At 48.9% G+C, this 13,372-nt stretch carries 11 protein-coding genes; 8 read left to right on the forward strand and 3 right to left on the reverse strand.

The window, feature by feature from the left end:
• Positions 1-156: 156 nt before the first annotated feature.
• Both ACO6V5_RS17245 and ACO6V5_RS17250 read left to right on the forward strand, forming a co-directional pair.
• Positions 157-1,851 carry a hypothetical protein gene (locus ACO6V5_RS17245; RefSeq protein ID WP_422410404.1) on the forward strand — a complete coding sequence of 565 codons (1,695 nt, stop codon included), beginning with the start codon at positions 157-159 and terminating at the stop codon, positions 1,849-1,851.
• Positions 1,848-2,216 carry a nuclear transport factor 2 family protein gene (locus tag ACO6V5_RS17250; RefSeq protein ID WP_422410402.1) on the forward strand — a complete coding sequence of 123 codons (369 nt, stop codon included), beginning with the start codon at positions 1,848-1,850 and terminating at the stop codon, positions 2,214-2,216. Before ACO6V5_RS17245 ends, ACO6V5_RS17250 begins: the two co-directional genes overlap by 4 nt.
• 10 nt (positions 2,217-2,226) lie before the next feature.
• Here the strand turns inward: ACO6V5_RS17250 and ACO6V5_RS17255 are convergent, their stop codons facing one another.
• A complete protein-coding gene (locus tag ACO6V5_RS17255) occupies positions 2,227-4,506 on the reverse strand; it encodes a TonB-dependent hemoglobin/transferrin/lactoferrin family receptor (protein ID WP_422410400.1) in 2,280 nt (759 codons plus the stop codon).
• 126 nt (positions 4,507-4,632) lie between these two features.
• Positions 4,633-5,676 carry an endonuclease/exonuclease/phosphatase family protein gene (locus tag ACO6V5_RS17260; RefSeq protein WP_422410398.1) on the reverse strand — a complete coding sequence of 348 codons (1,044 nt, stop codon included), beginning with the start codon at positions 5,674-5,676 and terminating at the stop codon, positions 4,633-4,635.
• 313 nt (positions 5,677-5,989) lie between these two features.
• On the opposite strand from ACO6V5_RS17260, the gene ACO6V5_RS17265 reads away from it, so the two are divergent.
• A complete protein-coding gene (locus tag ACO6V5_RS17265) occupies positions 5,990-7,075 on the forward strand; it encodes an outer membrane beta-barrel protein (protein ID WP_422136539.1) in 1,086 nt (361 codons plus the stop codon).
• A 48-nt stretch (positions 7,076-7,123) separates the two neighbouring features.
• Here ACO6V5_RS17265 and ACO6V5_RS17270 read toward each other — a convergent pair whose 3' ends face one another.
• Positions 7,124-7,633 carry a copper resistance protein NlpE gene (locus ACO6V5_RS17270; protein WP_422136538.1) on the reverse strand — a complete coding sequence of 170 codons (510 nt, stop codon included), beginning with the start codon at positions 7,631-7,633 and terminating at the stop codon, positions 7,124-7,126.
• Positions 7,634-8,428: 795 nt separating this feature from the next.
• Here ACO6V5_RS17270 and ACO6V5_RS17275 point away from each other — a divergent pair.
• From ACO6V5_RS17275 to ACO6V5_RS17295, 5 genes are all read left to right on the forward strand, one after another.
• Positions 8,429-10,480 (forward strand): TonB-dependent hemoglobin/transferrin/lactoferrin family receptor, encoded by a 2,052-nt coding sequence (locus ACO6V5_RS17275; protein ID WP_422410396.1) that lies wholly within the window; start codon positions 8,429-8,431, stop codon positions 10,478-10,480.
• Between the two features lie 122 nt (positions 10,481-10,602).
• Positions 10,603-11,295 (forward strand): energy transducer TonB, encoded by a 693-nt coding sequence (locus ACO6V5_RS17280; RefSeq protein WP_422136536.1) that lies wholly within the window; start codon positions 10,603-10,605, stop codon positions 11,293-11,295.
• A 57-nt stretch (positions 11,296-11,352) separates the two neighbouring features.
• Positions 11,353-12,039 carry a MotA/TolQ/ExbB proton channel family protein gene (locus ACO6V5_RS17285; protein ID WP_422136535.1) on the forward strand — a complete coding sequence of 229 codons (687 nt, stop codon included), beginning with the start codon at positions 11,353-11,355 and terminating at the stop codon, positions 12,037-12,039.
• Positions 12,036-12,464 (forward strand): ExbD/TolR family protein, encoded by a 429-nt coding sequence (locus ACO6V5_RS17290; RefSeq protein ID WP_422136534.1) that lies wholly within the window; start codon positions 12,036-12,038, stop codon positions 12,462-12,464. The genes ACO6V5_RS17285 and ACO6V5_RS17290 overlap by 4 nt, the downstream gene beginning before the upstream one ends.
• Positions 12,461-13,354 (forward strand): heme/hemin ABC transporter substrate-binding protein, encoded by an 894-nt coding sequence (locus tag ACO6V5_RS17295; protein WP_422136533.1) that lies wholly within the window; start codon positions 12,461-12,463, stop codon positions 13,352-13,354. Before ACO6V5_RS17290 ends, ACO6V5_RS17295 begins: the two co-directional genes overlap by 4 nt.
• The last annotated feature ends 18 nt before the right edge of the window (positions 13,355-13,372 follow it).

Raw genomic sequence — 13,372 nt, forward strand, 5'->3', positions numbered from 1 at the left:
AAGCAGCAACAGTGCGGGAAGGTCTGCGCAAGCGCCCAGCCCTTTCACGTGGAATACGCAAAAGCACACTTATTATCTTGATCTATCCTTCCTCTCTGTAAACCAGAAGGCAGGGATAGAATTATTAAACACTCACTCTTTGCAGCACTGCTCTGAATGTCATTGTCTGTCATCAGCCAATCTAAACCGTTGACAAGACATTTTGTTGTCGAGCTCGAGCAGAATGCAGATTTTCCAAACCGGGACTTTTCTATAAAGCTTGACCGCCGCATGTTGTCGGGCAACCCCTCAGACAATATCGACTCAGACGGCTATGCAGAACCCGGCTCGTCACCTGATGACAAACGACACAAGCCTTACAGCTACAGGGTGAAAACGATCCTCATTGAGTCGATTTCGTGGCGGTGGCTTTGTGCTACGAATCTGCTGGTTGCTTGTGAACTATTTCTGACCATCCAAAACTCCCCTCTGGACTCGCTCCCTTGTTCATGGCCGCCTCTGGCAACAGCTATCGCTGTCGGTTGGCTTTTAAAAAGCTATTTCAACCCCGACTCACCAGTGTTTAATTCGATTGAACAAAAAGAAGCGTGTCAAAATCATCTGTTTCAAAATCATCTGTTCGTAATCACCACAACGATGCCTGGCTCTGAACATGCCCCACAACAAGGCCAGCCATCAACATCATCCGGCCAGCAAATCCCTCAGGCTACCACTTACATTAAAGGCTATTTCACCAGGCTCCTGAATTCTGACTCTGGCAATAACAACGAAGGCCCTGAACAATACCTGCATACTTTGGGTTTACATTGTTATCTCTATCCCTGTGATGGTGTTTGTCGATTCCGACAATCTTCCAATCCATCCGAGAGTGGAGCGTTGGTTTGTGAAGAAAGTTCAACAAACAACACAGAAGAAACACCCGGACAAATTTCATGCCCCCATTTGGCCAATACACAGTGTTATAGTTGCAACTCTTCCGATGGTGCTGCCCTGAACTCAGTAGTTTCAGGGGAAGCCGATGCAACCTGCCTTGCCAGTAAAGTAACTTGCAACGTGTTAGTGTTAGGGGAGGATGACCATCTTCGTCAATGCGGATCGGTCTGTAAAAATGTCAGAGCCCTGTCGTCTCACAAAAGCAGCATCCACACCGGGCAAAAAACCTGTGACTTGACCGTGCCCGGGGAGAGTGGCCAGCTGTGGCCATGTGGGAAGACCTTTAAGAATGCTCAAATCCTTTCGGCTCACAAAAGAGAGGCTCACACTGGACAACAAACATGTGACCTGACTGTGCTCGGGGAAGATAACCAGCTGCGACCATGCGGAAAAATTTTCAAAAATACACGATCATTGTCGTCTCATAAAACCAGCTTCCACACCGGGCAAAAAACCTGTTCCTTGACCGTGCCCGGGGGGGATGGTCAGCTGCGGCCATGCGGGAGGGTCTTTAAGAATTCTCAAGTCCTGTCGAATCACAAAAGAAGAGCTCACTCCGTGCAACAAACCTGTAACTTGACCGCGCTCGGACAGGATGGCCAACTGCGACCATGCAGGAAAGTCCTTAAGAACACTCGAGCAATGCTGGATCACAAAAGCAAAATCCACAGTGGGCAAAAAACCTGTGAAGTGATCGTGGTTGGAGAAGATGGACAGCAACGGCCATGCGGAAGAGTTTGCAGGCATATCACAGCCCTGGCGAATCACAAAATGAGAGACCACTCCGGGCAAAAAACCTGTAGCGAAACCGTGGTCCACGAAGATGGCCAGCAGCGAACTTGTGGGAAGGTCTGCAAAAACGCGCAAGACCTGTCGAATCACAAAAGAATACATCGAAAACGCAAGCCTTTGATGTGAACCAGGGTGACGAACTCAATACCGGCCTGGTGGGCTTCCTGAAGGAGTTTGTTGAAGACTATCCGGAATACAGTTACGACGTAAAACACATCTATGCAGATGGTGATTATGTGATCTTTCATTCCCACGCCACATTGAATAAAGATGATCGTGGTAACGATGAAAAGGGTATGAATATCATTGATAACTGGCGTTTGGAGAATGGTCGTATTGTTGAACACCGGGATTCCATTCAAGCGTTGGACGGTTTTATGCGCTTCTATTCAATGATGAGTGGCGGCAACATTCGCAACATAATGGTGTGTTTTAAAGGAAGTTTTCAGGTTGAGGCAAGGAATGGGTTCCCAAGGGAACCAGAGTTGTGACACAGCCTGGTCATATCTCCCACTTCACACTGACAGAAAAGTTCCTGCCGGTCTGGGTATAACGGTTAAGGCCCTTATAGGTGTCAGAAAGACCGCGTACATCATCCCACTTCCAGTATTTCTTGTCAGTAATGTTGAAAATACCGGCAGTGAGAATCACGTCTTTAATGGGCTTACAATAAGTGGTCATATCTACAAGACCATAGCCAGGTGTTGCAAACTGTTCGCCCCCTGCTTCACTCTCGTCTGAAGCAATATCGCTTTTAGAGATATCGTCTTTATCTTTCGCGGCGACCAGAGTCCACATCATTTCCCCGCCCCAGTTGTCATCGGGTGAATCATAGGCCAGTCCAATAACAGCGGTGAGCGGAGCAATACTGTTTAAAGGATCGTCTTTAAATAATTCTCCCTTATCATTGGAGAAAGTACCCTGACCTTTACTCCAGGCAACCGCTGTCTTAAAACTTGTTCCAATGGGCGCCCCTATGGCTTCATCCAGCCAGAGTTGGCCCTTGAACTCAAGACCCTTGATGGTTGTGTCATCCAGATTCTGATACTGGTACTGAACATCTCTCCCAACTGTTCCAAGGGGAACCATTTCAATAAAGTCGTCATACCGATTATAAAATGCAGTGATTTCTGCACTTCCAAGTCGCCCGTTCGCTCTCAATCCTACTTCAATAGAGTCACTTTTCTCGGGCTCCAGATCGGGATTAGGCATGACATGAATGTTCATTGAACCGACAGGTACGATTTCTTCAAAGTACATCGCAAATAAATCAGGTGTGCCAAAGCCCTGGCTGTATTGTACAAACCCTGAAAATACGTCTGTGAACTTGTAAACAGCGCCCAGTTTTCCAGACCAACTGTCGTATGAGTTGTCTTTATATGCTTTTTTATAATATTGATCCGTTTCAGTTTCTGGTGAAAAACTGTCATAACGAATGCCTGGTGTCACGGTCAGACGATCGTCCAACAGGGTTATTTCATCCTGAAGATAGATACCCGAAGATTCAACGGTCGCCAGCGGCGCATAACGACTAATGTCATTCTCTTCACCAGCTGGATTTTTGACGTATGTGGTCTTGTTCAGGTTATTCTGCTCTTTTCTTCCCAGCTCCAGTCCATAGCTGATAAGGTGATCGGAGGATTTGAAGTCAAGCCATTTGGTCATCTTCAGATCCAGCTGCCAGCTGGTTTCCCTGTAGATGTAATCCTTGTTTCTCGCCTGGGTTTTCCATTTCGAAGGGCCCGGGACCTCGACCAGCATTTCATCGTAGGTAATCTGATTAGTCTCGGTTTCCTGCCAGTTCAGGGTCCACTTAAGCGTATCGAAAACCGGTATGAACGCTTCCCACTCATGAAACACGCCAAGGCGTTGACGTTTTGTTGAGTCCTCTGCTTCAAATTTGCTGTAAGGAGAAGGGTTTCCAGTGGGCTGTACACCGACCATTGACAATAAATCAGTGTCAGAGTGAAGCTCCCGCCACTCAACTGTCAGCCCCATACGATGATCGTCGTTCAATTGGTACTGTAACTTGCCCAGTACGTTATTGACACCAATATCCTTGGGGTCGGCTTCTTCTCTGGCCTCACCCTTCACATCGGCGCCACCATGGGTCCGGGTTTCTTTGGCATCGCGACGGGTATAAATCAGCAGGCTTTCCAGATCATCACTGCGATTAGCTAACGTTGCTGTTTCAGTAAAGGCACTGTCAGCAGAGGAGTATCCCCCCTTCAGTGATGCGTAGGCGTCATTACCTTCGGGATGAAGAAAGTCTGCCGGGTCTTTGGTGACAAAAGCAACAACACCGCCGATAGCATCGCTACCATGTACGGTCGATGCCGGACCTTTTAAGACTTCAACGACCTTGATGGTTTCGAGGTCAATAAAATTTCGCTGGGAACGCAAAAACATTTTGGTGGAATCAAAGGCTTTGGCCTGATCCACTCCGTCTACAGTAATCTTGACCCGGTTGGCATCCATCCCACGAATATTGAAGCTGCCCGCACCGGTTCTGCCATCATTTGTGACCCTGACCCCCGGCTCGTAACGAACCAGGTCATCAATGTCATTGACCATTCTCTTTTCAATGTCATCCGCCGTGGTGACATCCACGCTGCTGGCCACCGAATCGAGATTCTGTTCAGTCAGTGTCGCTGATACAGTCACCTGGTCCAGCAGAGTGGGTTGTATAGACGGCAAAGCTTCTTCAGCCTTGACTGTGACATTTGCTACTGCCATGACGGCCAGGGCCAGATGTGTTTTTTGAATCGCGGGTAGGCTCATTGTTTAACAGCAATTCCTGAAGTTCGGGCGTCAATGCGATTGTTACAGCGTCTCCCGAGTCAGTGACCGAGTATGACGAACAGGACTGATAATTGAGAGATCAGTCAGGTTAATCCTGAAAATAAATCAGTTCTTCTGCAATCTGAACTCCGCCACTAAAGGCACATGATCCGAGAGCATTTCAGCTTTTTGGACCACTCTGGCCTTCACTAGATCCAGCTTTGCTGAGTAAAAGAGATAATCCAGCGTCCGATCCAGACCCAGATCCTGACGGGTTCGACTAGTGAACCACCGTTGCCTTTCCTCTCCAGAAGCCTGTTGAGGCGTTGGAACAACCGGAAACCTGTCGGTCAGTACGGATAACTCGGAGTCTTTCTGATACCAGAACTGCTCGGAGTCATCGAGGTGCTCATACTGTCCCTGCGGAATCAAATTGAAATCCCCTCCGGTAATCCACAGGGAGTCGGCCCCCATCCGGTCCAGCCGCTCAGCCAATTGCTTTACCTGCCTTTGCATAATATCCAGCCCTTGGGCAAAAGCATCCAGATGCGTGTTAATCACCGTCAGTGACCCGGCTCCCAGGTTGATTTCGGTCTCCAGCAGGACCCGTTGAGTGGTCGCAGGATAAAGAGACTGATCAGGTATGGCAGGAAGGTCATGCCTGACGACACTGTCAATAGCAAACCGGGATAAGGTCAGCAGGTTCACTCCACCCGGCTCTTTCCGGACATTCGGTGAGGCCCGTTCGTTCAAATAACTATAAGCGGTGAAGGCACTGCAATGAAACCTTACAGGCAGGGCGTCTTTCAACCACTGGATCTGGTTCATCCTGACTCTGGGGTCTACGTCGACTTCCTGAAGCAGAAGGATATCAGGGTTCTCTTCTTCAATCAGGTCTGCTACCTGATGAAAAACAGACAATTGCTTGTCAAGAGCCAGAGCTTCGAGTTGCTGCGGGGGCTTCCATAGTTCATAGATGCCTCCGGCCATAAACTGCACATTCCAGGTCATCACTTTGATGGATTGACCGGCTTCAAGCTTTTCCGGTGTTCCGGTGCATTGAACAGAGGGTTTGGCAAAAGCAGAACCGGCTGCCAGCCCCAGCTTGAGTAACACAGTGATCAACAATAACCACGAATGAAAAGAAGTGGTCTTCGAATCTGAAGGCATAGTTCCACCCTGACTGGATAAACGTCAGATCGGCCAGAGTCTGCTCTCAACCAGCTTCTCATTGCCGACCATGGATACCCAGTATAGACCGCAGTTTTCTGCGGCTCTTACAATTTCTTTTTGACTATCGCGTTTATACAGAACTTCAGTACAGGTTGAACGACCTGCTTTTAGATAAAGGCATTACAACATTACAAAGTCTATGTCGTTTAATATGGGTAGAAATCTCATTTAACGCCACAAAGACATTTAACAGATGCACATTAAATAGGTACACTTCGCCTACATCCCAACGACACCAAGGAATGTAGCCGTGTATAAAAAACGACAGTTACTGGCTTTTGTAATTTCCACCGGATTGGCCGCTTCGGTTTATGCTGATGAAGGACGCTGGTATATCAACCCTGCGATTGGTCTTCAGAATTTTGATTCTGATCGCAATCTGGACGATGCCACCACACTGACTCTGGGGGGTGAATATCGCTTTAACGACCAATGGGCCACAGAACTGAGATTTCTCGACAGCAATGCTGACAGCAGAATTGGGGATACCGATGTCAACCAGTATTACCTGGATGCTCTCTACTACTTCAAACCCATGACAGCCAGGTGGCAACCTTTTGCCATTCTGGGTGTGGGCCACGGGGAATTTGAAGGCAAGCTCAATGACTCTCAGGAAACACAGGCCAACGCCGGTGTTGGTGTTCGCTATGCCATTAACGAAAACTGGTCACTGCGCGGGGATGTTCGTGGCATCCACGGAGCCGACGACAGCACCTGGGACAGTCTGGTCAACGTCGGAATCAGTTATGCCTTCGGTGGAAGTTCAGCTCCTGCCCCGGCGCCTGTTGAAGCAGATAGCGACCAGGACGGTGTACCTGACAGTCGTGATAATTGCCCAAATACACCAGCCGGTGCGACGGTTGATGCCAGTGGCTGTGCACTGGACAGCGATAAAGACGGTGTTCCGGATTATATGGATCAGTGCCCGAATACTCCCGAAGGCCGCAAAGTCGACGACAATGGCTGCAAAATCGCACTGATAAAAGACATCAGCATGAAGCTCAGCGTCAATTTTGCTACCAACTCTGCCGTGGTAACCGGCGAGATTGATAACGTCGACGAAGTGGTTCAGTTCCTGAAAGCCTACCCTGAAGTACCTGTGGAGATTGGAGGTTACACCGACAACAGAGGTGCTGAGGAATACAACAAAAACTTGTCACAGCGTCGTGCAGATGCAGTTCGCAACATTCTCATCAATGATTATGGTATTGCAGGCGACAGCATCACAGCCGTTGGTTACGGCGAAGATCAGCCTGCTGCCAGCAATGAAACAGCTGAAGGACGTGCCGCCAACCGCCGGGTTGAAGCCACTCTGAAGCATAAGATCGAGCAGTAGTTCTGGCGAGGAGAGTTCATTCGAACTCTCCTTTGCCAAGTGTCACCATCAGGGCATCTTTTTCAGATTGTAGCGTGAAGCTAAATCACCCGTTGCCTTCTCGCCGTTCACATCCAGTTTCATAAGCATGTTTTCACCAACGAAGTATTGGTTTGGACCTGACTCGTCAACCAAGGTGACGACGTTGCCCGATTTGTTCCAGGTGAATTTACCTCCAGATTTGATTGGGTCGCCTTCTTTGCCTTCATACAACTCAACCAGTGAGTAGGTGCCGTCTTCATTGAGTGTCAGCGTTGTGTCGATGCCTGCACAATCTGCACAGGGAAGTTTACCTTCGTAAATGCCAATCCAATTCAGAGCGTTTTGCGCGTTTTGACCAGAATCGACAAAAGTATCGGTGTTGGTCAGCTGCTCTTCTTCGATTGGAGCTACATCAATTGCGTTTTTCTGATGTGTTGCCTGAGGACCGTCAACCGCACTTGTCTCCGGCGGTTTCTCATCCTGACAGCCCACTGTGATAATCACCACACCAGTTAGCGCCAGTAGTGTCTTTTTCATTTCACACCTCTTTGACAAGGCAAGGAGTGTCACTAAAGCCTATTCGCCAAGCGAAAATGATGTTGGAACAGGCCTCATTTGACTTTAGAACCCATTAGAAAAGGACGCTAGTGGAATAAAATTCACTAGCCAGTCCAGTAGTACCTGCTCACGGAAAAAATATGTATCAAACCCCCAGAAAACATCACCCGTGTTCGTTGAAAATCTAATCCCGTGGATAAAAATTCCAGTGGGCCGATCCAGCCAATCAAACCTGTTACAAAAATTTATTTGCTGCTGATGATGTATTGGATAATTGCCCCAGACCAGATAGGAAGGACTGAAATATGTTGCTCGTACAACAACTCCAAACACTGGCGGAACGAGAGTTACAAACATACCGAGACCTTTGCGAGATTTGCACAGTGTATAGGCTACCACTTTAGATGCAAGACAGAATAAGGCAACCGAAAACCAGCAGCCTGTCGAACTTAAGCGTCCACCTGGACGGGGTCGCCCAGACGGGGTCGCCCAGACGGGGTCGCCCAGACGGACGCTTAAGTCCGACAGACTCCCGGCAGGAAGCAAAGCAGAATGAAAATTACAAACCTGTAAAAAAAAACCTACAGAGCAACCAAAAATATCACAATCGCAAAAACCATTTTCTTTATACAAATGATAATGATTTGCGTTTAGGTTGTGTTTTGCATATTATCCTGCAACATCATCACAAGCGCTTCGGGGTATTCAGAACACTGCGCTTGTGTTATTGATCCCTATAAAGAATCCTCTAATAGCAGTACACGTAGGCCAACAATGACGTTTACCAAAAGTAGACTGGCAATTGCTGTCATGGCAGTGTCTTCCGGTTTTGTTTACGCAGACAGCACACCTCAGACCAATGCAACCCTTCTCAATCAGGTGACAGTCACTGCCACCCGATCTGAAAAAGACATCACCGATGTAGCCCAGACGATTGAAGTCGTAGACCAGTATCAGATCCAGCAGGAACAACCTGAGTCTGTGGCTCAAGCCGTCCAGTCTCTGCCAAACGTATCCGTCAGTGGTGGCCCGCGCACTAGCTCCCAGAACATTAATATTCGCGGTCTGGAAGGCACTCGTGTTCTTCAGATCACCGATGGTGCCCGCCAAAACTTCTCCAACGGCCACCGTGGTAGTTATTTCACAGACCCGGAACTGCTGAAATCTATTGAGGTGGTTAAGGGTCCATCCAGTAACCTGTGGGGTTCAGGTGCTATCGGCGGTGTCGTTGTGCAAAACACCAAAACCGCAGAAGAAATGCTGGAACCCGGTGAAACTTTGGGTGGCTATGTATCCCAAGGCTTCCACAGTAACAATAATGAATCCCGCACCAGTGGCTCGCTTTATGGTGTGAATGACAACTTCGACTGGTTGCTCAATGGCTACTATAACGACGGTGGTAACTATGAAACAGGGACCAGCGGCGAAGGGAATGGAGACGAGGTTGAGAACTCCGGCTCCCGCGAACAGGGTGGTATGGCCAAACTGGGCTGGCAGCTGAATGACGACAGTCGTCTTGAGTTTAAAGCTCAGCAGGCTCAAACCAATGCCAAAGTTCCCAGCAATCCCGCAACGGCTGTAGATACGGACTCCCCATTGATTATTCAAGAGTCCACCAACACCAACCTGTCTGCTGCTTATCTTTTTAATCCTGACAGCGTTTTGGTGGACAGCAAGTTCCAGCTGTTTTACACCGATACTGAATTTGATGAGTATCGTATTGAAGACGAGCAGACTGATAATACCCGATACAAGACATTGGGTGCAGCGTTTACCAACGTATCAAAGCTGACTCATTTAGATTTAACCTATGGTCTTGATGCCTACAAAAACACCATTGAAACAGTTCGTGATGACTTCGGAAATGAAGGTAATCGCCCGGAAAATCTCGATGGCGAGTCCACCACTGCAGGTGCTTTTGTTCAGGCAGATGTTCCTTTGGCAGAGGCATGGACTTTGCAAACCGGGGTTCGATATGACCGCTTTGAGACCAAGGACAACCGTCCTGACTCCGACATTGAAGAAAAGAAACAGTCTGACAACGCAGTCTCCCCTTCTGTTGCCCTGATCTGGGACACCACTGATTGGCTGACTCTGACTGCCAGTTACAATGAAGCCTTCCGCGCACCGAATATGGAAGAAATGTTCTCTACAGGAACTCACTTTGCAACGCCAGTTGGCACCAACAGGTTCGTACCCAACCCGAACCTCAAACCTGAAGAAGCGAAGAATAAGGAAATTTCAGCCCGGATGAATTTTGCTGGCCTTCTGAGTGATGATGAACTGACCATCACAGCCAACGTCTTCCAGAACGATGTGGATAACTTCATTACCCAGTTCGTTTATGATCCAAACATCTTTGGTGTTCCAACCAAAACAACCTGGAAGAATGTTGATGAAGCTCAATTGAAGGGCTTTGAGTTGGCCGGCCAGTATCGTTACCAGGATATCCAGCTCGGCCTGTCCTACGGCCAGACCCGTGGCGAAGATAAAAAGACGGGTGAATATCTGGATAACATACCGGCCGACAAAGTGGTTGCAGATGCTGCCTACCTGATGCTGCAGGGTGACCTGAAAATTGGTTCACGGTACACCTATGTCAGTGCTCAGGAAGATATTCGTTCCGATTACGACGGCCAGTCCTCATACGACAGCTACGATCTGGTCGACCTTTACGCTAGTTATGAGCCAACTACCGGCGCTCTGAAAGGCATCAAGACCGATCTGACAGTCAACAACCTGATGAACGAGTACTACATTTCTGCCTGGGAAACACTCTACGAGCCGGGTCGCAATATCAAGCTGAACGTGCGCTATATGTTCTGACTTTTAACCCTGTGACGGTTACTGCAGCGCACCCAATAAATGCGAATTATTATCATTTGACTTATTGAATACGTCTTAAAGTTGCAGTAATCTTCACTCGCCAATGCACAAGTAAACCGATTATGTCTCGAACGCTGCTACTCACATTGATCATCTCCATTTCCGTACATATGGCAGCGGCTATCTACCATGGTCAGCAGGAAGTTGAGCAGACTAAAGTGGCTCAGGGCAGCATCAGGGCTCCCATCAGAATGACCTTTTCTTCAGTGCAGCAGGCTGCTCCCCAGCCGGAGCCTGTCAGGGATACCCCCAAACCTGTCGAGAAAAAACCAACGCCCATCAAGAAACCAGAGCCAAAGAAAAACGTCGTCAAGATAGCGGAACCAGAGCCGCAACCTGAAAAGCCCGAAGTTAAAAAAGAACCTGAGCCAGAAAAGGTGGTCGAGAAAAAACCGGAACCGCCCAAAAAAGAAGCAGAGACTCAGGTAGTCAAAACCGCCACAGAAAAGAGTGAAGCAGAAGGTCTCAGCAACGAGCCTGTTTTCGTCTCCAGACCTGCTATTCGCAAGTCCGTCCCTCCCAAATACCCGCGCACTGCGCAACGAAGAAACCAGCAGGGCGTCGTTATGCTGGAAGTCCTGATAGATATTGAAGGCCATGCAATGAGCATAAAAGTGCTGGAGTCGTCCGGTTTCAGGCTACTCGACCGGTCGGCTATTGCAGCGGTTGAAGACTGGGAGTTCGAACCCCAGAAGCGTAACAACCGGCTGGTGGCTTCCCGGGTCCATATTCCCGTGGCATTCCAACTGAATTAACAGCCTCTGGCTCACCCAAAATAGAAGATTTTGAAGATAAAAAACAGGTATTAATTGATGTTACTGGAACAGATCTCTTCCCTGGGACTCATGGGCTGGCCCCTGATCATTATCTCCTGCATCAGTCTGGCTCTTATCCTGGAAAGACTGATCACTTTTACGCTGCTGCCCAGCCTCAATAAAAAAAGCATGAATACCCTGCTCAATGAAGTTCGCGGCTGCTCCCACTGCAATAATAGCCAGAACAAACTCTGCAAAAACCTTGTTGCCGGAAAAGGTGTTCGCAAGGGTATCGCTATTCTGTTGAGCCACAATGACTGCGAAAAAGAGATGCGTGAAGAAGTAGCAGGCCTCTGGCTCCTGAAACAAAAAAACACCCTTCATGCCTGGCTGAAACCACTGATGCTGATTGGTATTCTGGCACCTATGTTGGGACTACTGGGCACCGTTCTTGGCCTTATTGGTATGTTCCAGGGAATTTCTGAAGTACAGGGCCCGGTAACACCGGATATTCTGGCTGGCGGCCTCTGGGAAGCGATGTTCACCACCGCCTTTGGTCTGATGGTGGCCATTCCATCCCTGGCAGCCGCTCACGGTTTTGGCATCTGGGCCAATCACTATGTGTCCAAACTGGAGTTTGCCCTGAACCATGCCAACCTGCTGCTGGAAGGCCTGAAAATGAACGACGATGGCATTGCCCTTAATCAGGAAACCGGCACCTGTCCTGAGGCCGTTCCAGCATGATTCGTATTTCCGATAGTGACGAAACAAACGCCTCTTTTTCCGCAGCGGATCTGACACCGCTGCTGGATGTTGTCTTTATTGTCATGGTTTTCCTTCTGTTCACAGCCAATGTGCAAACCCTGAGTCTGCCTGTGAATCTGCCTGAAGCCAGCCGTGAAGAAGCTGCCCTGACTGAGGAGCCTGAAACACTGACCGTAAGTATTCTGGCAAATGGTCAGCCCTGGGCACTGGCAGAGAATAAATACGACAGTTTTAAAGTGTTTAGTCAGGCGCTGCTGGCCCGCGTCAAGCAAGCGCCTGACACCACGGTCCTGATCGCGGGTGATCAGGAAGCACCTCTGGGTAACCTGGTTGAGCTAATGATGTTTTTAAGTGAGCACGAAATCACTGCCGCACAAGTCCTTATGGAGGAGAAAAGTCCATGAACACAGTGCCTGGAAAGAAGCTTCTGGCCTCTCTGGCAATGGCTTTCCTGCTGCCAGTGTCTCTCTTCACAACGGCAGCAGTGACCAACGCCCAGAACAACCGTTCAGCAGAGGAGAAACGTATTGTTTCTGCCGGCAGTGGTATTACTGAAATCATTTACGCACTGGGTGCTGGTGACCAGCTGGTAGCAGTGGATCTCACCAGTAACTACCCTCCTCAGGTTAACAAACTGCCCAAACTCGGCTATCACAAGCAGCTCTCTGCCGAAGGTATTCTGGCACTGAAGCCTGACATGCTCATTGGCACAGACGACATGGGTCCAAAAACCACCATCACTCAACTGGAAATGGCGGGTCTGGAAGTTGAATCCTACGCCACCGACAACTCTGCCGAAAGCATTCACAAGCGAATACATTCCTTGGCGAAATTGCTGGATAAAGAGAAAGAAGGCGACGCTCTCTGGCAATCCATCGAGAACGACCTGAAAGCCTCACAGCAACTGGCCGAAGGCAAAGATAAACCCAGAGTCCTGTTCCTGCTGGCCATGGAAGGCAGAAACCCCTCCGTTTCCGGTGCCGGTACCGAAGCCAATGCCCTGATCAAGCTGGCCGGTGGTTTTAATCCTGCAGAAGCTCAGTTCAACAGCTATAAACCTCTTTCCAATGAATCGCTGTTGACCCTCGCTCCTGATGTGATTATCTATTCGGATCGTGGTCGTGGCCTCACCATGGAACAGTTGTTCGACAGCCAGCCTGTTTTGAAACAGACGCCTGCGGGTAAAAATGCCCGTGTTATTCCCGTAGACGGTCGATTACTGCTGGGAGGTCTGGGTCCCAGAACCGGAGAAACAGCTTTGAGTCTGGCCAAGGCCTTTTATCCGGAATCCTGATCACCGTCACTGAGAACA

The sequence above is a fragment of the Endozoicomonas sp. ALD068 genome (assembly GCF_049310145.1).
Classification (GTDB): domain Bacteria; phylum Pseudomonadota; class Gammaproteobacteria; order Pseudomonadales; family Endozoicomonadaceae; genus Endozoicomonas_A.

What these genes read in the sequence shown, in the direction of transcription:
- ACO6V5_RS17255 (WP_422410400.1), bottom strand. Translation starts at nt 4,506, where the DNA reads ATGAGCCTACCCGCGATTCAAAAAACACATCTGGCCCTGGCCGTCATG.
- ACO6V5_RS17280 (WP_422136536.1), top strand. Translation starts at nt 10,603, where the DNA reads ATGTCTCGAACGCTGCTACTCACATTGATCATCTCCATTTCCGTACAT.
- ACO6V5_RS17290 (WP_422136534.1), top strand. Translation starts at nt 12,036, where the DNA reads ATGATTCGTATTTCCGATAGTGACGAAACAAACGCCTCTTTTTCCGCA.
- ACO6V5_RS17270 (WP_422136538.1), bottom strand. Translation starts at nt 7,633, where the DNA reads ATGAAAAAGACACTACTGGCGCTAACTGGTGTGGTGATTATCACAGTG.
- ACO6V5_RS17295 (WP_422136533.1), top strand. Translation starts at nt 12,461, where the DNA reads ATGAACACAGTGCCTGGAAAGAAGCTTCTGGCCTCTCTGGCAATGGCT.
- ACO6V5_RS17260 (WP_422410398.1), bottom strand. Translation starts at nt 5,676, where the DNA reads ATGCCTTCAGATTCGAAGACCACTTCTTTTCATTCGTGGTTATTGTTG.
- ACO6V5_RS17285 (WP_422136535.1), top strand. Translation starts at nt 11,353, where the DNA reads ATGTTACTGGAACAGATCTCTTCCCTGGGACTCATGGGCTGGCCCCTG.
- ACO6V5_RS17245 (WP_422410404.1), top strand. Translation starts at nt 157, where the DNA reads ATGTCATTGTCTGTCATCAGCCAATCTAAACCGTTGACAAGACATTTT.
- ACO6V5_RS17275 (WP_422410396.1), top strand. Translation starts at nt 8,429, where the DNA reads ATGACGTTTACCAAAAGTAGACTGGCAATTGCTGTCATGGCAGTGTCT.